The sequence below is a fragment of the Thioclava sp. F36-7 genome (assembly GCF_002020075.1).
Classification (GTDB): domain Bacteria; phylum Pseudomonadota; class Alphaproteobacteria; order Rhodobacterales; family Rhodobacteraceae; genus Thioclava; species Thioclava sediminum.
In genome coordinates this window covers 21,873-40,912 of record NZ_MPZR01000010.1, presented here as the reverse complement: position 1 = coordinate 40,912, position 19,040 = coordinate 21,873, and the positions used below count along the sequence as shown (strand labels likewise).

The following is a 19,040-nucleotide window of genomic DNA, read 5'->3' as shown; positions in this document are numbered from 1 at the left end:
CTTTTCTGTCATTTCATGTTTCAGCAACTGGCAATCGAATTGTCGCGATAAGCCCGCCGTCCGGGTGGTTCGCCAGACTGATCTCCCCACCCTGCGCGCGAAGAATGGACCTTGCGATCGACAGGCCCAGCCCATGCCCGCCGGTTTCCAGAGATCGGCTTTCTTCAAGCCTGAAGAATGGGTCAAATACGCGTTCCAATTCTGCGGTTGGAATCCCCGGCCCTCTGTCAGTGACGGAAATTTCTATTTCCCCATCGGCTGATATCCAGCCCAGCGTTGCGGACCCGCCGTAGCGCACCGCGTTCTCGATCACGTTTCGCAATGCCCGTCGAATGGCATTGGGGCGCAATCGAACCGTGACTTCGGGGCCGTCAGAGAGCACAAACGGTACGACCATATCCCCCCGCAGAGCTTCTAGGAACGATTGCAGGTCAACATCCTGCATTGGTTCGTTCCCTGAGAGACCTTTCGCGAAGGTAAGGGTTGCTTCCACCATCGACTGCATTTCTTCGACGGTTGCGACGAGACTCTCTCGGGTTTCGTCTTCCTCTACCATTTCTGAATGTACTCTCATTGCGGTAAGCGGAGATCGAAGATCATGTCCAAGGGCCGCCAGAACCCTCGTTCGGTCGGCAACGAACCGTGTCAGCCTGTCCTGCATGCGGTTGAAACCAGCGGTCAGCTCCCGAACCTCCTGGGGTCCCCGTTCTGGCAACGCGTCTATGTCTTCTCCACGCCCCAATCGTTCCGACGCCCCGGCCAATCGCCGCAGAGGGCCCAGCAGTCCGGTCATGACAAACCAGCTCACTGCGACCAACAGGGCCATTGCCGTCAGACCAAATGTCAGCATGGAATAAAGCGGCCACTGGATCGGCGGACGCTCAAAGCGCGTACTTACGTTCAACCACTGGCCACCGGCGATCGAAATTGAAAGGTTCATCTCGATAGCGGACAGTTCACCTCGCATCATGGCCAAGTGCATCTCGGTCATTTCGTGCGACAGGTTCGGTAGCGGCAGGATCGCGCCTTGGATCTGGTGAAGCTCTACACGAATGTCGCGACTGTAGCTGTCGTTCAGGAGTGCGCGGACGCGGGTTTCAACCAACCCGCCATCCGAATGGTCGCTATGTTGCACAAGCGGCTTCGTCCCGAGGTCAAAGCGAACAAGGGGCGAGTTCGCCGCGCGGATAATTGATGGGCGCAGGTCAGCGGGTGCCTCTTCAATCAAGCGCGCAACATTTGCCGCTCGTCCAGCTGCCTCAAACCCAAGAGCAGCCCGTATGGCGAGGCTTCGTTCATCGGCGAAGAGCCACAGGCTGACAAACTGTGCGATCCCCAACGCGATAATGATGAGAAGAACGAGTTGGATCCGGAGAGATCGTAGGAGCCGCCAGATCATTCGGACACCTCGACGTCGACCGACAGGCAGTAGCCGCCGCTTCTGATCGTCTTGATAATACGTGGACGGAGAATGTCGGGCTCGAGCTTTCGCCGAAGGCGCGAAATCTGGTTGTCAATTTTCCTGTCCAACGGACCAGCGGAAATGCCCTGAGAAAGATCTAGCAACTGATCGCGGCTCAACACCATCCGAGGGCGCTCCAGAAGGACCGTCAGCAGTTTGAATTCTGCGACCGTAAGAGCGGTCTCTTGTCCCGCGTCGTCGAGAAGCACCTGCCGGTCTACATCCAAGGTAAGGTGTGCAAAGCGGACTTTGCGGCCGCTCAGAGATCCGGTGAAGGCTTCTTTGTGCTCGCTTCTTCGCAGGACGGCTTTGATCCTCGCAAGGAGTTCGCGTGGATTAAACGGCTTGGGAAGATAATCGTCCGCACCGATCTCCAAACCGACAATACGGTCCGCATCTTCACCGAGCGCGGTCAACATGATGATCGGCAGTCGCCCTTCGCTTGACAGACGTTGGCAAACGGAAAGGCCATCCTCGCCAGGCATCATGATATCCAGGACCAGTAGGTCGAAGCTTCCGACAGCCAGCTTCGCGTCCATCTCCGCCGCATCCTTGGCAGCGGTTGCTCGCATGCCATTCTTTTCCAGATAGCGGGTTACACTTTTCCGGATCTGTTCATGGTCATCCACGACGAGAATATGTGGCGCGTGTTGCATGGGGCCCTTCTAAAGCATTGGAAATCAGACGGTCAGGTTCCTTTTTGTCGCCAATTGTATCAGCCCCTGTCCATTGCGACAGACGGATACAAATCCACGGGTGTACGTCCTTACATTCAAATGTTTGATGCCAAGTTGTATGAGGTCAAAAGAAGGAAAGGCTTCAAAATGTCCTACTCAACAAAAATTTCTACCGGTCTTCTGGTTGCCGTTCTCACAGCAGGTGCTGCGCTCGCCGATGACAGCCATCACCAAGCTGCGGGCGCTGAAAGCGTCTCTCCCAATGTACTTGCTCAACCGATGGCAGGGACGGGCGGGCCCGGAATGCTGATGGGTGGCGGCATGATGGATCCCAGTCAGATGGCCGAGCATCTTCAGATGATGCACGGCATGATGCGCATGATGATGCAAATGCATTCGGGCATGATGAGCGGAAACGGCAGCATCATGGGACCAAGCACAACCGGTCAAGGTATGTTCCCGATGATGGGGGGCAACATGATGTCAATGTTCGATATGGATGGAAACGGCGCAGTGTCTCCCGAAGAGGCGCATGAGGGCCTTCAGTCGATGCTGTCGGACTATGACGCCGACGGTAACGGCACGCTCTCGATTGACGAATTCGCGTCGCTTCACGCCAAGGCGATGCGCGAGACCATGGTCGATCGTTTCCAGATGCTCGATGCTGATGGCGACGGCCAGATTTCTCAAGGCGAAATAGTCGCCCCTGCCGACAACATGGCACAGGGTATGACAGCAAATCCCGGAATGATGACGGACCAAGACAACTGAACCCCGTCGTTCAGAATTTCCCCATTCAGGCAAGCCCGTCAACGGTTCGGCGCTTTGGGTTTGCCTGAACAAGATCGAGAGGGCTCAAAATGAGTTATACCTACAACAGACATCTGCCCAATACGGCGATTGATGATGCGGAGATGCGCCTGCGCGAAGCCCTGAAAGAAAAGGGATTTGGTGTACTGACCGAAATCGACGTCCAGGCAACAATGAAGAAAAAGATTGACCGCGACATGGATGGATACCGCATTCTGGGTGCGTGCAACCCTCATATGGCATGGGAGGCCATTGGGCTGGAGCCCCGTATAGGATCGATGCTGCCTTGCAACGTGATCTTGCGGACGGTCGAAAACGGCACTGAAATCAGCGCTGTTGATCCTGTGGCTTCGATGGCCGCTGTCGAGAATGAGAAGCTGCACGAAGTCGCCGCGCAGGTGCGCGATATGCTGCGATCTGCGGTTGACAACGCATAAACTAAACTGAGGAGGCAGACCATGCTGAGCCGCCGTCAAACTTTTGGCCTGTTCGCATCGAGCACCTTGCTTGCCTATTCGCCAGCTTGGGCTGACAACCATGACGTATGGGCGCTCGATACTCTCCATGATGCGCTGAAAAGCGATTTGGCAAGGCTTGTGGACATCCGCAGACCCGAGGAATGGCAAGATACCGGCGTCGCGGAGGGGGCGTGGCCAATCGACATGACCCATCCGCGGTTCGGGGAGCGCCTCTTCGCCGCCCGCGATCTTGCTGCGGGACGCCCGGTCGCCCTGATTTGTCGGACCGGCCATCGCTCAGGTCTCGTAATGAGCAAGTTGCGTGAAGCGAAAGCTGCCGGCTTTGTTGACGCCGTAGGCGGGATGCTTGGCGCCCCGGGGAGATCCGGCTGGATCGAGCAAGGTCTGCCGACAGTAACAAGAGAAGCCGCACTGGCCGCCCTCCCAAGTGAGCTAGCGTGAGACACAAGCTATACCATGACCAATCGTAGAGCCTTCATCGCCGGCTTGGCTGGCCTGCCGTTTGCCACAGGTCCGCTGGCGGCCATCGCACAGGAGAGTGTCAGGGCGTTGGCTATGCCACCATTGCTCGACGCAACCCGCGATCGGCATTTCCGTCTGACTGCCCAAAAGGGCAAGACCGATTTTACAGGACTGGGCGGCGGCGAAACCTGGGGGTTCAACCAATCCTTTTTGGGGCCTACACTACGTCTTCCCGCAGGAGCTTCGACGCAAGCACAGATCGACAATACGCTGTCAGAGAAAATCTCGGTGCACTGGCACGGTATGCTGATACCCGGCGAAGTTGACGGCGGCCCACACCAGACGATTGAACCGGGCACGACTTGGTCTCCCGAACTGGATCTGACACAACCACCCGCTACTCTTTGGTACCACTCGCACGTTCATGGCGACACCGGACGACAAGTTCAAAGGGGATTGGCCGGTGTGATCCACGTTGATGACGGTCGGGACGATGCTCGGGGTCTCCCGATCTCATACGGCGTCGATGATTTGACATTGGTTCTGCAAGACCGCCGGTTCGACCGGCAGGGCCGCATCGATTATGGCCTGTCTATGCCAGATCAGATGATGGGTTTCATGGGAAATGTCATTCTTGTTAACGGTCAGCTAGGCACCCAGGCTGTCGTCCCTCGCGGTATTGTCCGTTTGCGCTTGCTCAACGGCTCGAACGCGAGGATTTATCCCCTATCGTTTTCTGACCGTCGCGAGATGCACCTCATCGCGACGGACAGTGGCTATCTTAATCAACCTGTCGCAATTGAGTCCCTCGTGATCGCTCCCGGCGAACGATACGAAGTCCTCGTCGATTTTTCGGGAGGAGAGGCTGGCACGCTGGTATCCTCTGCAAATCCCAATCAGATGATGGGTGGGATGATGGGCGGCGCGAGCACTGCTGGGGGGAGCTTCGTAGTTCTACCCTTTGGTGTGGATGTGAGACTTCCTGCCCGCATTCTGGAAATACCCGCCGACTTGGGCGGCGTCCTGCCTGACAGTGAGGCCCGATCAGTCAATACACGTCAGATCACACTCGATATGCCAATGGGGATGGGCATGATGATGCGTAGGTCGAATGATCGGTTTGCGATCAATGGGCAGTCCTTCGACATGGGGAGGATAGACTTGTCTCTTTCGAAGGGGGCGACCGAGATTTGGCAAGTCTCCTCAAACATGATGATGCACCCGTTTCATGTTCATGGCGTGAGGTTTCAGGTGCTCGCCGAAAACGGAAAGAAACCAAGCATACAAAATTCTGGCTGGAAGGATACCGTGCTCGTAAATGGCCGTGTCGATATCCTGGTCAGCTTTGAGCAGACGGCAGATCGCGCCAATCCCTTCATGTATCACTGTCACATCCTTGAACACGAAGATGGAGGAATGATGGCGCAGTTCACGGTCACATGATCGTGCAAGCATGGGGATATGGTCGCCTGATTGGTTGTTTGGCGATAGCAACTGTTCTGTCTCTTGCAGTTTTCGGCCTTTTTTCGGGCACGGTTTCTCTGAGCAATCTTGGGGTCGCCTTTTCACAGGCTGAAGTGCAGCGCCATATTGAAAATGCCGGAGCCGTTGGCCCCCTCGCGGTTATTGCACTCATGGCCCTCGCGATTGTCGCAAGCCCCATACCGAGCGCACCAATCGCACTAGCCGCCGGGGCTGCATTTGGCCACTATCTCGGAGCCGCCTACGTAGCCATAGGCTCGGAGCTCGGTGCTACAATCGCATTTGTCATCGCGCGAAAACTCGGTCGAAGCACAGTTCGGCGTTTTTTGGGTAAATATTCAGAGTTCGGGCTGTTGGGGTCGCAAAAGGCTCTGATGTTATCAGTGTTTGCGTCCCGCCTGCTTCCATTCGTTTCTTTCGATGCAATCAGCTATGTTGCGGGCTTGAGCCAACTTCATCTATGGCGCTTCATGCTGGCAACTTTTGCCGGGATTTTGCCGGCGAGTTTTGTTCTTGCCCATTTTGGAGCTGTGGCCATGTCAGGGGATTGGGGAACGGCTGAATGGATCACGATAGGACTTGGGGTTGTGACAGCACTGCCTTTTGTCTTTTTGACCCTCAAAAATAGAAAGCAGATCGACGATGAATAGCGACTATAAAGCGGGCAGCATTTCTCTTTGGGATGCCGTCGCCATGGGGACTGGTGTCATGATTGGCGCCGGAATTCTGGCACTCACAGGCCAAATTGCGGAACTGGCCGGCCCTACCTTTCCACTTGTGTTCATCGTTGGAGCCATCGTTACAGCCTTCAGCGCTTACACTTACATAAGAATGTCCAATGCCTACCCGTCAGCTGGCGGAATTGGAATGATCCTGCAAAAGGCCTATGGACCAACCGCCGTAGCCGCTGCAGCGGCTTTGCTTATGGCTCTGTCAATGGTCATTAACGAAAGCCTAGTCGCACGGACCTTCGCAAACTATTTGCTCCGTGGACTGGGCATTGCACCAGATGGCTTACTGGTTCCGGCAATAGGCGTTGCTCTCATTATCGCAGCCTATGTCGTCAACATCTCGGGCAACCGCTCTGTAGGCTGGATTTCCCAATTGCTCGCCGTACTGAAAGTTGGCGGTATCACTCTGTTTGGGATCTCTGCGCTTTGGGCCGGCGGGTTTACTTTTGGCACAACAGGAGATGGAACAGCTTCACAGGGTCTCAGTGGATTTGTTGGTGCCACAGCGTTGGCAATTCTGGCATTCAAAGGGTTCACGACAATCACCAACAGCGGCGCCGAGATAGTGGACCCACACCGCAACATCGGACGCGCGATCATCATTTCATTGGCGGTCTGCGTAGTGGTGTATCTCTTGGTAGCATTTGCGGTGGGAAGCAGCTTGCCGCTTGGCAAGATCGTCGAAGCAAAAGACTATGCGCTCGCGGAAGCGGCAGCACCGTCCCTTGGGGAAACGGGCTTCTATCTGACCGTCGCGCTCGCTTTGATCGCAACTGCATCAGGCGTGATTGCCAGCATCTTTGCGGTATCTCGTATGTTGGCAATGCTGACAGAGATGAAATTGATCCCGCACAGTCATTTTGGGATGTCAGGCGGAGTCCGCGACCATACACTGATCTACACAGTAGTGATTGCGAGCCTGCTGACCATTCTCTTCGACGTTAGCCGAATAGCTTCTATGGGGGCCTTCTTTTACCTTGTAATGGATATGGTTATTCACTGGGGAGTGTACCGAAACCTTAGGGCCGAGCTTTCTGCGCATGGATGGATCATGTTGACTGCAATCGGTCTCGACGCGATCGTGCTTGTCGTATTCGCTTCACTAAAGTGGCAGAGCGATCCAATGATTGTAGTGGTCGCATTCGCGATCATGGCTTGTGTATTGATCTTTGAGCATTGGTTTCTTCAGCGCACAAAAACCGAGCCACATCAACATGATCACAATGGGAATTGAGTGCTCGCGTGATGACCAGGTATCGAAGCAGTAATTCTTAGCGCTTCCAACATTCAAATTGGTCGGGTTTGAGCGATTTTGAGATCCACTTTGCCGATGTGTAGGACTACTTCCGTTGCCTCAATGCCGGGCGCCAACGCGCGTTTCACGAGGTCAGTGAAGACTATGGAAGACTGGTCGAGCCATTGAAATGAGGAAACGCAAGAGCTTAACCGCCGTCGAGACCCTCGTAGTAGACGAGCGCGGGCATGTTGCGGCGCTGGTGCACGATGCGCAGGATGACTGCCGCCCCATCCGCGGCATCTAGCCGCTTGTAGAAGATCACGTGACGTTGGCAGTTGACGGACCGCATCCCCGGAACGAAGAGACTCCTGTCCCGACCCCGGTCGGGATCCCCGGTGATCTGCTCGAAGGCGTTAACCAACTGGCGGTAATAGACGAGCCATTGATCCCTACCCCAAGTTTCGACGGTGTAGGCACGGATCTCTTCAAGGTCGGCCCTGGCCCGACCGGAAAGCCGAATAGTCATGTGGGTCAGCGATCAAACGCATCCGGTTCGAAGGCATGAGCATCGAACTCGGCGAAATCCCCATTTTCGGCCAGGGAGGCTGCTTCCTCTAGGTCGGCCTTGAGGGAATAGAACTGCCGGGCGCCATCCTTCTCCATCAGCATCCTTACGCCGGCGCGCACGACTTCGCTCAGATTGGCGTAGGCGCCGGACTCGATCTGCGCCTGCACATATTTCTGCATCGGTTCGGTCAGGTGGACGTTTGGCATCAGACTCTCCTATCCATGCTCAATCGTATCAGATACTGACATAGATATTCAAGCTCATGCTCGATCCCAACTTGGGCCCCAAATCGGCTCGCTGGCTGCTCCCGCCCTTCTGATCCCGGATTCCATGCGGAGAGCCGGGCCCGGCAGTTTCCCGATACAGCCCTTCCCGAGGCCACGAGCGCTGCGCCACGCGGTTTGGAGGGCTCATTCGATCTGTCCTTCCGTGACCACTTTCGCGGCCACATTGGAACACCCAATTTCCCCTTTGTAACAGACGTTTGTTTAGCAGCTAACGTGAAAGGGGTCCGCAATTTTGGCCACTTTCAAGACGCAGAAGCAGCCAGAACCGGCGTCAGATCTTGGAAGCGGTCAAGCGACACAAGCGAACAGTCGCAAGCAACCATCAATCAAATCTTCTTGCTATCATTAATGTTGTTTCGTATCGCTGCACCATTATAGATGGAGTCGGCATCATGAAGCACGTGATCCACAGCGTGGCAACAGCCACGGCACTAACCATATCCGGACTAATGGCCTCGTCAGGTCCGGCTCAAGCCTATCAGGTCGACTGTGCAATCCTCCTCTGCCTTGCGGGCGGCTGGCCTGCCTCCGCGCCCTGCGCGCATGCCAGAGCGGTCTTCATTCGGCGGATCACGCCATGGCCGATCGAGCCGCCCTTACAAATCTGGCGGTGCCCAATGGGTGTGTCGTTCAAAGACCCCAGTCCAATGTCGCCTATGGAACGCCTTTATGACATCACGTTCCGCGATCCGCCCGAACCGACTCCTATGCCCCTTGTCCGCGTCCAGGCGGATGAACAAGCCGACATCGACATCTCGGGCGACGCCTTTGATTTCGTGCGCAGCATTCGCGTTTATCACATCCAGTACCGCCAGCATGAAAACCGAGATGGCGACTGCAATCGCAGCGACTCCACGCGGTTGGGGTCCTACGGCGTGCAGGGCGATTACCGATGGACAAGATCCACCGTGGGCCAGGTGCCGACCGCATCCGGACTGCGCATCCCGAATGGATGTGGCAGCTACTTCTACCGTTCCGTCTTCGTCGACTGGCGCGACCACGCCGGGAACTATGGCTCTGAAGAGGTTCGCTACTGACAAAATCTGCGCGCGGTTTTGCTGTGCGCGTCCTCACAACCCCGCACGGAAGGCTGTGCAGAACCCCCAAAAAGGAGACGACGCCAGACCGTGAAGCCTGACGCCGTGCTAGAAAACTCCGTGAACAAGAGTTTCCTAGCGCACCGCTAAAACACCTGCAACCAGCAAAGTTGTTTTGTTGGCAAGAATGTTGTTGTCTCACGACATGGCGTCGGATCTCCAAGGAGACCTCGACCATGGAACCTACGACCGGCCTGATCCTGAGACGGATCACGCAGACAAATCTCTCTGTTGCTGCGCACAAGCTTGCTACCCTCATCCTCGATGCCATCGCCTGGAAGGATGGCTACAACGGTTTGTCGCGCGGAACGGCAGCCTTCACCCTCTCGGCCCTGGCGGAGAAGATGGGTGTCTCAAGACAATATCTTTCGGTTCTTTTGAACGAACTTGAGACGTCGGAGTTGCAGCTCGAGCGGGCGAAGCCGAATGGCAAGTTCGCGCCCTGGATCTTTCGGTTTTCCGCCTTCGACGAGGAGAGTGAAACCCATGATCTCGTGTCAGGTGAAGGCGACACATCACTATCTAGAGATAATAATAACAAAACTATCTTCTCAGGGCTGATCGAAATCACCGAGAGTTCGAACGTTTTTCAGACCAGTTGGGCAGAGCTCATCAAAGCAGCGAAGGCCACGTTGCCCTGCTGGAACATCGACACCCAGGTCATCTGGGATCGCTTCCTCGCCTTCAACCGGTCCCGAGGCAACGGCAGGGTGCCGGCCGGCTTCCTGCTTGGCTTCATGCGCCGATGGCGAAATTCGTGGGGAACTCCAACTTGTCCCGCGGTCAAGCCGCCCGCGAGACCAATAACGGATCCCAAAGAGCGCGAATTGCTGAGACAGATGCAAGCCGCACCAACTGCGAACCGCCAGTTCCACGCGTCCGACTTGTGTCGCTTGATCGGACACGCTGCCTACGAAGCGCGGGTACTCGATGTGATCCGCAAGTTTGGGTGCCAGAGGTTTTCAGCAACTTTGGCGGTGCACGGACGGGCGGTGTTTGCTGGCGAGATTGCGCGGTGACTTTCACTCAGTTGGCCAATCAAGCTCGACTTCAGCCAGATTGTGGGCGCAATAGCCGGTGTGGTCGCGCAGTGAGTTCTTGAAGCACTGCATCGGCTTGAAGCCATGTGCCTTCCTATCCGAGGGGCCGAAGCCGGAAGGGATGGCCTGAATGTCGTATGAACGGCGGTTGCCTGAGAAAGGACTCCCGTCTCCCGCTACAAGCGGCGGTTCAGCGACCGGAGTTGATGATTGCCAGCCGAAGGGGCAATCCAGTTGGGGAGGTGAAGTCGCTGTGGGCGGCTTCGACGGCCACGTCAGCGCAGCCGCTTCTTCATGCGCTCGATCTGCTCGGGCGAGCCCTCGAAGCTGTAGCCTTCGCGGGTCTTCTTCATCCGCACGCCGGGACCGGCAGCCTTCTTGAGGCTGTCTTCAACGTGCTTCTCCATGCTGCGCGTCAGCTCACGCTGAAGCTGGGCGGCAGAGGCGATCTTGCGGCCATTGAACCGCATTTCGATGCGAGCCATCGCGTCGTTCCTTTTCTGTTAGCCCTTCGGAGGGAAGGGATCGTTGCCGTAGGTGTTACGCTCGCGGATGCGACCGTTCTCGCCGTGGATCAGCATCTCGCTGCCCTGGCGCATGGCGGATTCTCGCGCGGCCGCGATGGCCTCGCGCTGCGTGCCATGGACGGAAGACGCGCGGGAGTTGCCCGCCCCCTTCACTGCCCAACCGCCCTGATGCGGCACAACATGCTGATTTTTCTTAGACATTTTAAGCTCCATATGTCGATTTCGGTTGACGATTCTGCCAACCTTGTGTTTAAATATAGATTAGGAAATGGCGCTTATCAACCAAAACAACAACCGCCGGGAGAGGACCATGTTCGGACAAAGGCTCAGGCTTGCCCGCAAGCGGGCTGGCCTATCCATGCAAGCTCTCGCCGACCGCGTGACCCCAAGCGTGTCGGCGCAGGCCATCAGCAAATACGAAGCGGACAAGATGATGCCGTCCTCGTCGGTGTTGGTCGGCCTCGGAAAGGCGCTCGGCGTGTCGCTGGATTTTCTTGTCGGTGGCCAGGTCGAAGCTCTGGAAAGCGTCGAGTGGCGGAAGAACTCGACTGCCTCGGCGCAGGATCGCGCGATGGCGGAAGCCATCGTGATCGAGAAGCTCGAAGACTATCTCGCCATCGAGGACATCCTCGACCTGCATCCGGCTGAAGACCCGTTCGCCGCGCTGCGCGTGGACATGGTAGCCGATGAAGAGGCCATCGACGCCAAAGCGCGGGACGTGCGGCGCGAGTGGAAGCTCGGGATCGACCCCATCCCAAGCATGACCGCCCTGCTCGAAGACAAGGGGCTCAAGGTCATCGAGGCCGATCTACCTGAGCGCATCAACGGGCTGGCTTGTCATGTTGAGCGGGCGGAAGGTGCACCGACTGAGGTGATCGTCGTCTCGCGGCACACCAACGTCGAGCGCAAGCGCTTCAACCTCGCCCATGAGCTCGCGCATCGGATCATCATCGAGACCGGCAATGTCGCGCTGAAAAAGGAGCCGTCCATGCACCGCTTCGCGGGGGCGTTTCTTATCCCGCGCGAGCATCTGGAAGAGGAAGCTGGCCGGAACCGGCACGGCATGACCTGGATAGAGATCATGCGGCTCAAGCGCACCTACGGAGTCTCTGCCGCCGCGATGCTCGTGCGGCTCGGCCAAGTGGGCATTCTGTCGAAGAGCGCTGTGGAATATGCGTTCAAGACCTATGCGCGAAGCTGGCGGCGCGAAGAGCCGGAGCCTATCGGTCCCGGTGAGGGTTTCGCGGCCTTCGAGAAGCCGCAACGCTTCGAGCGCCTCGTTTGGCGCGCGCTCGGCGAGGAGTTGATTTCGCCTGTTCGCGCTGCCCAGATGCTCGGGCTCCCTTTGAGCGTTGTCGAACGTGACATCAGGGGGCCGCGTGACCAGTGACCTGTATCGTCGTCAATGATGCGTCCTGCCTGATCGACCTGAAGAAGGGAGAGTTGCTGCACGTCCTGCTGCGGCTGCCCTATCGGTTCATCGTGCCCCTGCCCATCCGTGAGGAGGAGCTCCTCGACTTCACGGCGCAGGAATGGCGGATGCTCGAAGATGGTGGCCTTGCCACCTATGATCTGCCGGGCGAAGAGGTCGCGCGGGTTTTCGCACTGAAGCGGGAACATAGCCGCTTGTCGGCCAACGACTGCTTCGCCCTCGTGACGACAACCTGCCAGGAGAACGGTATCCTCCTGACCGGCGACAACCTGCTGCGCAAGGTGGCCACCGCCCGCGCCGTGCGCGTTCATGGCGTACTCTGGATCATTGACGAACTGCACGCGGCCGGTGTCTGCGAGGTCGAGCTTCTCATCTCCGCGCTGCAGGTCTGGCGCGCGGATGATGCTGTCTTCCTGCCCGTGGCTGAGATCGACAAGCGGCTGCGCCGTCTCAGCGCATAGCTGCAGAGATTGCCGATCATCTCACCTTCTGGGCATAGGTCTATGGAGGACAGAAGTGCGTCAAGGAATTCGGAAATCCCATCAGCAGCATTCAGTTCGCGGTGCACCACATCCGATAGCGCCCTTGTCTCGTTACCTCACGGATTAGCCCTCGCGCTTCCATCCAAGCAAGGTTGCGCTGAACGGCAGTTCGACTGGCGCCTGTAATGGCCTCGGCCATTGGCGCAGAAACGAGTGGCCATTCCGTAAGTGTGGCGAGCAGCGCCGGAGGGGTCTTACCCGAGAGCGGCGACATTTCGGTTTCTGCCCGCACAAACCAAGACTCAATGTCATCTAGGTAACGCATCGCAGTCAGGCACGACGTCGCCATTCCCTCAAGCCAGCGAGCGAGGCGATCGACCGGCGGGCCACTAACACGGAGCCCCCCTGCCCCGCTGTCGCGTTGCCCTTTAATCTGAGACGCGACGCGTTTGGCGACAATTTTTGCCCTTAATTGTGAGATACGGCTGTCATGGGGCCCCTGTTTCTCGCGCACCTTTGCGCGATGTGATCAACCGCGGCAAGCAATCGAGGCTCCTTCTCGAAGGCGCGCAAGAGAGCAACCCTTGCATAGTCGTCGATGCTTTTGCTGACGATGGCTGCCTTAGCCAAGGGATGAGATCGAGCGGCGGCGATTGCGGCGAGGCAGAACAGCCTAACTTCCGATCTGGGGTTCTGGACAGCGAACGACGGATCCCCGCGGAAGGTTTTGAGTGACATGGCAAAGGTGACTGCGCGCATTGCGCGCCGAAGTTGCTTGGGGCCGCGCGAGCGCGCGGCGCACTCAAGCATCTCTGCCCCGCGGCGCGCTCGGTATATCAGTTTTCCAGATATTTGTTCCTCACGGAGTTTGCCAAGGGTCTGCACAAGTCTCGTCCCGCAAACTTGGCAGTCAAATGCCCAGGCCCGCCTCCAATGCCTGAGCGAAAGACCCTCTCTGGCGCATTGCATGCAATGCTGGAATGGCATCTGAGCCGTCAGCGAGGCTTCTCGTGGCGTCATTGCCGGAAAGGTCAAAGATCGAACAACATCTGGGTTAACCCGTGCGGCGTTGGCAATCTTCGCCGCCGCAGCCGCGTCGACGTTGAAGTCCAAGGCGGTGCCATGCGCGGTATCGATTCTGAGATGAGCCAGTAGTTCCGCATCATCACAGTAGTTGGCCGCCGCCAGCCGAGACAACCAACCTGACAACAACTCGTCTGGCAGCGGCGCGACAGTCTTGGGCAGCGGGTGCGGCTTCACACCCGGGACTTCTGGAGCCGCCGATGGGGGTTCGCATGGCGCGACCAAACCGGCGTCCATTTTGCGATTGCGTCATCGGTGGTGCATTCCTCGCCTGTGATAATGGCGTCGATGGAAAGATCCTTGACCAGAGCGAAGATGCGCGAGGTCACCCCACCGGTCAGTGCCAAGACCTGCTTGAGAGATTTGACCTTCAGGTTGGACTTCTTTTCCAGTGGCATGGCAGCAATAAGGGTCTGGATCATGTCCGAGAACTCGGCATCGTCGCGCCAGTTTGGCAGATGATGTTCGTCCAGCCGTCGGGCAAGCTGGATATCACCGCGAATAGCATCGACGGCCTCGCTGACCCCAAGGCAGACCAGTGACACCTCGAGTTCATTGCTGAGATACCGCAGGACATTGAGAAATCGGCGCTGTTCGCGGTGGGTCCCGGCCAAGAGATTGTGGACCTCGTCGATCATGATCATCCGCAGGCCAAGGTCGCGTAAGAGCGCGATGACACGGACTTCGAGGGAAGCCACATTTTGAGCGCGGGCGCTAAGAGCCGTCGCCGGGGCGCCGACGGCGGCCAGGATGTGCAGGTAAAACCGCCGTTCATCAGGTGCGGGCGGCGCTTGCAACAGCAGAAGCGGTGTGCGGGTGATGCCCGACGCCGGATCGTATTCTGGTGCGTACTTGCGCGACAGGTTTCGGGCAATCATCGTCTTTCCGATCCCGGAGGCGCCATGCACAAGAAGCCCAGGCATACGGGTTTGTCGTGGCGCTTCGATCATGCCCTGCAAGCGGTCCAACACCTGTTCCGCCCGAGGAAAGCCGATCCAGATATCCGATTGAATGAGGGCGATCCGGCCGTCTTCTTCAGTTGTCCCTGCCCTCAATTCACCATCTCTCCACCTTGAACAATGGGCGCGATGTATCACCCGTATCGATCGGGCGCAGCCCTTCGGTTGTCGAGACGGCCGAGTTCGTGCCCTTCAATGTCCCTTTTCTTTCACGGGTTCTGCGTTCGGCCTTCGTCAGGCCCCGGCTTTCAGCTTCGATCTGGCGTTGCTGTCGGATCAGCTCAGCCAGCACCAGCTCATTAGACCCGGACTTGCCAAGGGCACGGGCCTTCCTCATCGCTTCGCGATATTCCCAGAGCGAGACGGGCGGAATTTCCAGGTTTCTGTACCGCGCCTCAACATACCGGCCATCGTCCAGTTCGACCCAGATCATTGAGATATCGCGAGGATCGTAGCGAACGACCACCTTTCCATCCCCGCGCCCAATGTGGCCTGCAAGGGCATCGGACCAGTACCTTATCTGGAACAGATGGATGCCGTCACGCCTGATCTTGCGCAGTTCACTCGGCAGGAAGCTCACCTGAAAGGCTTCCATCTCGAAGGGGATGTCGCCTGTCATTTGCTCTGAGAGCGCCTCCCATTTGGCAACGGGCGTGCAGCCAAGACTTGAATGAATGCTGTTGTTGTAACGGCAGATTTCCAGAGCAAACCAGCGATCGAATTCGCTCAACGTCATCGTGGCCTTGCTTTCGGCGTCATAGTCGCCCTTTGCCGCGATCGAGGATTGCGTTGTTCCCGGCAACAGGTGAACGGCCCCCATCATGGTGCCGATCAACCGTTCGATGTGACCACCGAAGTGAGGACTTGCTGGCGGTCGATAGACCAGATCGATCCCCCAATCCGCACAGGCCGACCGAAAGGCGCGCGACCGGAAATCGCGACCGTTATCGACGTGGATGCTGTGCGGTTTGCCCTGTGCCGGCCAAGGAACATCGCACGCCAATTCCGCAAGAAGTTCCTCCTTGAGGGCCACCGCCTGTGTCAGGCAAAGCGCCACTGACAGACGCGAAGGTGCCTCGAGAGAGGTGTAATATCCGGTCACCATCCGCGTTGCGACGTCGATCGCCAGCGTGACCCAAGGCCGCCCAATTGGTTTGCGTTCAAAGCCGTCGACAAGAATGATGTCCGCCGGTGTATGATCAATTTGGACGATCTCCAGTGGCATACTGGCCTTGTTCTCACCTGTGACCGGCGCAAATTTCTGGCGGGCCGCCTTTGCGCCCTCTCGTGCCTTCGCAACTTCGCGGGCATCCATCGCATCCAGACGACGCTGAACCGTTCGCCGTGTCGGCGGTTGCAAGCCCTCCTGCCAGCAAGCGCTGCGGATTTCTGTCACGACGCGCGACAAGCTCGAACGCTCCCGGCGCAAGAAATAGCGGCGAAGGTGCTCCTCGATTACCGCTTCGACTTTGCTGGATATTAACATCGTCCCGGTCGGGCGGCCCCGTTTCCGCGGAGCCAGAGCGCTGGTGCGCCCACCCTCTTCCGCCAACCGTTTTATCCAACGCCAGACCGTCGCCCTGCTGACACCAAGCTCCCAAACGGCGTCATTGATGCCACGTTCCAGGCTGCCAGTCCCATTGAGATATGCCTGAACAAGAGGGCGCAGCACCGCGGCCCTGCGCGCCTCTTCAGCACCAACGGCAACGGAGTCTTCGCCATCATCATTCATCGATATTTGCCGCAAATGTCTGTGAACCCTGTCTCAGGTTTAAGGGCAAAAATATCAGAATTAAAGGCAAAATCTCATATTTAAGGGCAAAGCTCAGCCGTTGATTTCGTTGGATTTCCCATCTCACAATTAAGGGCTACGCGACAGGAGTCCAGCATACATACGATATTATACTATCGCAACACCAAGTATAAAGACGCATAATGAAGTTTATGTTAAATTTCGAAGAATTCAGCGCGTAGGGACTTATTATGCAGCCTAAAGTCGACATCAAACTGCATCGGATTGTTTCATCCGAGCAGACAAATGTTGCTGACTACATTTAGATCGTTCCGTTCCTCCATTAATCGTGAAGCATCTGATGTGATGTCAATTTCCAGGCCAGAGTCCTTTTCTTGCAGAATCGCTGGCTACCCGTCACGCGCCCACGCAATTGCGGACTCGGTATCGCTGGATTCGAACCACTGCATCTCGGAGCCCGTCAATAGGTTGACCACCCGTGCGCCCCATTCCATCCATCTGCGTTCTCCGACAACCGCTATGCGACCGAAATCGTTCGCGTGGGCGGTGTCGACCTTCAGATCTTCTAGCATCGCCGAAGGCTCTTCGTAGCCCTCGAAACTTGTAAGGTCGAGAACCAGACCCGGATTATCGGTTGTTCCAAGACGCTCATGAAGCAGCGCGTGCATTTACTTGAATTCTGTCTCCGTCAACTTGCCTTCGCAGACGAGCCCGATGACATCATCACGCTCGGTCAGCGTTTCCTTGAACATTGGTCTTCTCCTTTTCACTTGCGTTGCCGTGACCGTAGAGATCGGCGTTCTGATGAGCGCGATCCTCGTGCTCGAATTCGAGGCTGGAATGGCTGATGCCGAATTCTTCCTTCAGCCGCTCCTTGATCGCGCTCTTGATCTCTTCGATCTTCGACCATCCCTCGGCTGCCACGACGACATGACAGTCGAGCGCAGCCTCGTGCTCTTGCATTTGCCAGAGATGGACGTGGTGGACGTCGGCGACGCCTTCGACTTTCCGCATCGCTTCGACGACGGCCTCGTTGTCGATGTCCGGCGGGCTCCCGAGCATCAGGGTTCGGATTGGGCCGCCTATTTCAGTGAAAGACAGATACAGGATGTAGGTCGCGATGCCGATGGTGATGGCAGGATCGACCCAACGCATGTCGTAAAGGATGATCAGCGACCCAGCGACGATAACCGCGACCGAAGCAAGCGCATCCGAAAGGTTGTGGAGAAAAAGCGCACGGATGTTCACGCTCCCCTTCTGCATCGAATAGGTCAGCATTGCGGTCAGCGTGTCGACCACAAGCGCGATTCCACCGAGAATGACGACGGTCCACCCCATGACTTCGGGTGGATCAATCATGCGCATGCCACCTTCGTAGATCAGATAGAAGCCGATCACGATGAGGGTGGTGTAGTTGATCAGGGCCGCGACGATTTCGACCCGGCCATAGCCGAAGGTCATGCGCTCATCGGCCGGGCGGCGCGCGATCTTGCGTGCGGCAAAGGCAATGACAAGCGAGGCCATATCGGAAAAGTTGTGCAGCGCATCGGCGATCAGTGCCAGGCTGCCCGACAATATGCCCCCGACGATTTGCGCAACGGTAAGAAGCCCGTTCGCCCAGATCGCGATGGCAACCCGCCGATCGCCAGAATCCGGATCGATATGCGCGTGCCCGTGGTCATGTGGCATTGGCAGGCTCCTCATGCGCGTGTGTCGCGCGTCGGTCAGTCTTGAGGCGGTCGCTGCGGAAACCACGAACGCGCGCATTCATCCAGTGGCGTATGATATGACGGTAAAGGGCACCACGCAGCCATCCAAAGGATTGCTCATGGGAAAAATAGAAGGCGTCCGGCGTATCAAACACGCCGAAATCCTGCACGATGCCGGTTTTCTGAATGTAGGTATCTTCTCCGTTCCAGGCGACGGGAGGCGCGCCAAGGCAATCCGTGCCCGCGCCATAACCGCAGAGACTTTCTGTGTCCGAGAATGACGTTTGCAGGACATCGAGGAAAGCGTCATCCAGGATGAAGCCTTCAAGGTTGATCCAGGCACCTTGAAATTCGATCTCGACCCATGAGTGGAGAATTTCCTGCGGAGCAAGCGGATACACCAGCTCAGGGACAACACCGCGCTGCAAGCCTTTGTGGATCGTAAACCCATGCAACCGGCAACGAATGCCGACACCACGCAGCAGCGCCATCAAGAGCGTGCTTTTGGTATTGCACTGCCCATAGCCGTCGGAAAGCACTTCGGATGCGGGGATGTCGTCAGCTCGATTGTATCCGAACGCGATTTCATTCCGAACGAAATCATAGGCAGCTCCGATCCGATCGTATTCGGATAAGCCGCGCCAGCTGCGGTTCTCAATTAGACGCGCAAGAGGCGCGGCATCAAAATCCAGTAGTTTGGTGGGTACAAGTAGGGGGTCGATCATCTGCAACGGGTCGCTCCTCGAATCGTCTTGGAACAAGA

Annotated in this window: 22 protein-coding genes and 1 pseudogene; 10 read left to right on the top strand and 13 right to left on the bottom strand. The window is 57.2% G+C overall.

Translation table 11 applies throughout. The annotated features are described in order from the left end of the window. Positions 1-13: 13 nt before the first annotated feature. Together BMI89_RS17040 and BMI89_RS17035 are read right to left on the bottom strand one after the other, a co-directional pair. Entirely contained in the window at positions 14-1,399 is a 1,386-nt protein-coding gene (locus BMI89_RS17040) for an ATP-binding protein (RefSeq protein WP_028095414.1), read from the bottom strand. Next, positions 1,396-2,118 carry a response regulator gene (locus BMI89_RS17035; protein WP_009573615.1) on the bottom strand — a complete coding sequence of 241 codons (723 nt, stop codon included), beginning with the start codon at positions 2,116-2,118 and terminating at the stop codon, positions 1,396-1,398. Before BMI89_RS17035 ends, BMI89_RS17040 begins: the two co-directional genes overlap by 4 nt. On the opposite strand from BMI89_RS17035, the gene BMI89_RS21130 reads away from it, so the two are divergent. The 6 genes from BMI89_RS21130 to BMI89_RS17005 all read left to right on the top strand — a co-directional run bounded on the left by BMI89_RS21130 (position 2,080) and on the right by BMI89_RS17005 (position 7,337). Further along, positions 2,080-2,910 carry a hypothetical protein gene (locus BMI89_RS21130; protein ID WP_229861857.1) on the top strand — a complete coding sequence of 277 codons (831 nt, stop codon included), beginning with the start codon at positions 2,080-2,082 and terminating at the stop codon, positions 2,908-2,910. The genes BMI89_RS17035 and BMI89_RS21130 overlap by 39 nt on opposite strands. An 89-nt stretch (positions 2,911-2,999) precedes the next feature. Then, complete coding sequence (locus BMI89_RS17025; protein WP_009573613.1) at positions 3,000-3,386, top strand: DUF302 domain-containing protein; 387 nt, start codon at positions 3,000-3,002, stop codon at positions 3,384-3,386. A gap of 21 nt (positions 3,387-3,407) precedes the next feature. Next, positions 3,408-3,869, top strand: a complete 462-nt coding sequence (locus BMI89_RS17020) for a rhodanese-like domain-containing protein (RefSeq protein WP_035367136.1) — start codon at positions 3,408-3,410, stop codon at positions 3,867-3,869. A gap of 15 nt (positions 3,870-3,884) precedes the next feature. Then, on the top strand, positions 3,885-5,333 hold the full coding sequence (locus BMI89_RS17015) for a multicopper oxidase domain-containing protein (protein WP_028095412.1): 1,449 nt from the start codon (positions 3,885-3,887) through the stop codon (positions 5,331-5,333). Next, positions 5,330-6,022 carry a VTT domain-containing protein gene (locus BMI89_RS17010; RefSeq protein ID WP_028095411.1) on the top strand — a complete coding sequence of 231 codons (693 nt, stop codon included), beginning with the start codon at positions 5,330-5,332 and terminating at the stop codon, positions 6,020-6,022. The genes BMI89_RS17015 and BMI89_RS17010 overlap by 4 nt, the downstream gene beginning before the upstream one ends. Further along, entirely contained in the window at positions 6,015-7,337 is a 1,323-nt protein-coding gene (locus tag BMI89_RS17005) for an APC family permease (RefSeq protein ID WP_028095410.1), read from the top strand. The genes BMI89_RS17010 and BMI89_RS17005 overlap by 8 nt, the downstream gene beginning before the upstream one ends. A gap of 208 nt (positions 7,338-7,545) precedes the next feature. On the opposite strand, the gene BMI89_RS17000 is transcribed toward BMI89_RS17005, so the two are convergent. Both BMI89_RS17000 and BMI89_RS16995 read right to left on the bottom strand, forming a co-directional pair. Next, a complete protein-coding gene (locus tag BMI89_RS17000; protein ID WP_028095409.1) occupies positions 7,546-7,866 on the bottom strand; it encodes a type II toxin-antitoxin system RelE/ParE family toxin in 321 nt (106 codons plus the stop codon). Between the two features lie 5 nt (positions 7,867-7,871). Then, a complete protein-coding gene (locus BMI89_RS16995) occupies positions 7,872-8,114 on the bottom strand; it encodes a type II toxin-antitoxin system ParD family antitoxin (RefSeq protein ID WP_028095408.1) in 243 nt (80 codons plus the stop codon). A gap of 473 nt (positions 8,115-8,587) precedes the next feature. Between BMI89_RS16995 and BMI89_RS16990 the strand changes: the two genes are divergently transcribed. Next, entirely contained in the window at positions 8,588-9,232 is a 645-nt protein-coding gene (locus BMI89_RS16990) for a hypothetical protein (protein ID WP_246832060.1), read from the top strand. A 236-nt stretch (positions 9,233-9,468) separates the two neighbouring features. Next, a complete protein-coding gene (locus BMI89_RS16985; RefSeq protein ID WP_078572045.1) occupies positions 9,469-10,311 on the top strand; it encodes a hypothetical protein in 843 nt (280 codons plus the stop codon). Between the two features lie 296 nt (positions 10,312-10,607). On the opposite strand, the gene BMI89_RS16980 is transcribed toward BMI89_RS16985, so the two are convergent. Both BMI89_RS16980 and BMI89_RS16975 read right to left on the bottom strand, forming a co-directional pair. Beyond that, positions 10,608-10,817, bottom strand: a complete 210-nt coding sequence (locus BMI89_RS16980; RefSeq protein WP_028095405.1) for a hypothetical protein — start codon at positions 10,815-10,817, stop codon at positions 10,608-10,610. 18 nt (positions 10,818-10,835) lie between these two features. Further along, positions 10,836-11,060 (bottom strand): DUF2188 domain-containing protein, encoded by a 225-nt coding sequence (locus tag BMI89_RS16975; protein WP_028095404.1) that lies wholly within the window; start codon positions 11,058-11,060, stop codon positions 10,836-10,838. A gap of 67 nt (positions 11,061-11,127) precedes the next feature. Between BMI89_RS16975 and BMI89_RS16970 the strand changes: the two genes are divergently transcribed. Continuing rightward, the gene (locus BMI89_RS16970; protein WP_028095403.1) at positions 11,128-12,249 is read left to right on the top strand and encodes an XRE family transcriptional regulator; all 1,122 of its coding nucleotides are present in this window, start codon (positions 11,128-11,130) and stop codon (positions 12,247-12,249) included. Beyond that, positions 12,246-12,752: a hypothetical protein gene (locus BMI89_RS16965; RefSeq protein ID WP_028095402.1), complete on the top strand. Its 507-nt coding sequence runs from the start codon at positions 12,246-12,248 to the stop codon at positions 12,750-12,752. The genes BMI89_RS16970 and BMI89_RS16965 overlap by 4 nt, the downstream gene beginning before the upstream one ends. Before the next feature lie 91 nt (positions 12,753-12,843). Here the strand turns inward: BMI89_RS16965 and BMI89_RS21125 are convergent. The 7 genes and pseudogenes from BMI89_RS21125 to BMI89_RS16930 all read right to left on the bottom strand — a co-directional run. Next, positions 12,844-13,185: pseudogene (locus BMI89_RS21125) on the bottom strand (hypothetical protein); the annotation flags it as partial. 56 nt (positions 13,186-13,241) lie between these two features. Next, on the bottom strand, positions 13,242-14,033 hold the full coding sequence (locus BMI89_RS16955) for a TniQ family protein (protein WP_038147409.1): 792 nt from the start codon (positions 14,031-14,033) through the stop codon (positions 13,242-13,244). Continuing rightward, positions 14,030-14,911, bottom strand: coding sequence for a TniB family NTP-binding protein (locus BMI89_RS16950; protein WP_078572043.1), 882 nt, complete (start codon positions 14,909-14,911; stop codon positions 14,030-14,032). The genes BMI89_RS16955 and BMI89_RS16950 overlap by 4 nt, the downstream gene beginning before the upstream one ends. Before the next feature lies 1 nt (position 14,912). After that, positions 14,913-16,547: a Mu transposase C-terminal domain-containing protein gene (locus tag BMI89_RS16945; RefSeq protein WP_140849483.1), complete on the bottom strand. Its 1,635-nt coding sequence runs from the start codon at positions 16,545-16,547 to the stop codon at positions 14,913-14,915. A 410-nt stretch (positions 16,548-16,957) separates the two neighbouring features. Next, a complete protein-coding gene (locus BMI89_RS16940; protein ID WP_234988885.1) occupies positions 16,958-17,236 on the bottom strand; it encodes an STAS/SEC14 domain-containing protein in 279 nt (92 codons plus the stop codon). A 55-nt stretch (positions 17,237-17,291) separates the two neighbouring features. Further along, complete coding sequence (locus BMI89_RS16935; protein WP_010138164.1) at positions 17,292-18,257, bottom strand: cation diffusion facilitator family transporter; 966 nt, start codon at positions 18,255-18,257, stop codon at positions 17,292-17,294. Further along, entirely contained in the window at positions 18,247-19,002 is a 756-nt protein-coding gene (locus BMI89_RS16930; protein ID WP_026155634.1) for a transglutaminase family protein, read from the bottom strand. The genes BMI89_RS16935 and BMI89_RS16930 overlap by 11 nt, the downstream gene beginning before the upstream one ends. Between the last annotated feature and the right edge of the window lie 38 nt (positions 19,003-19,040).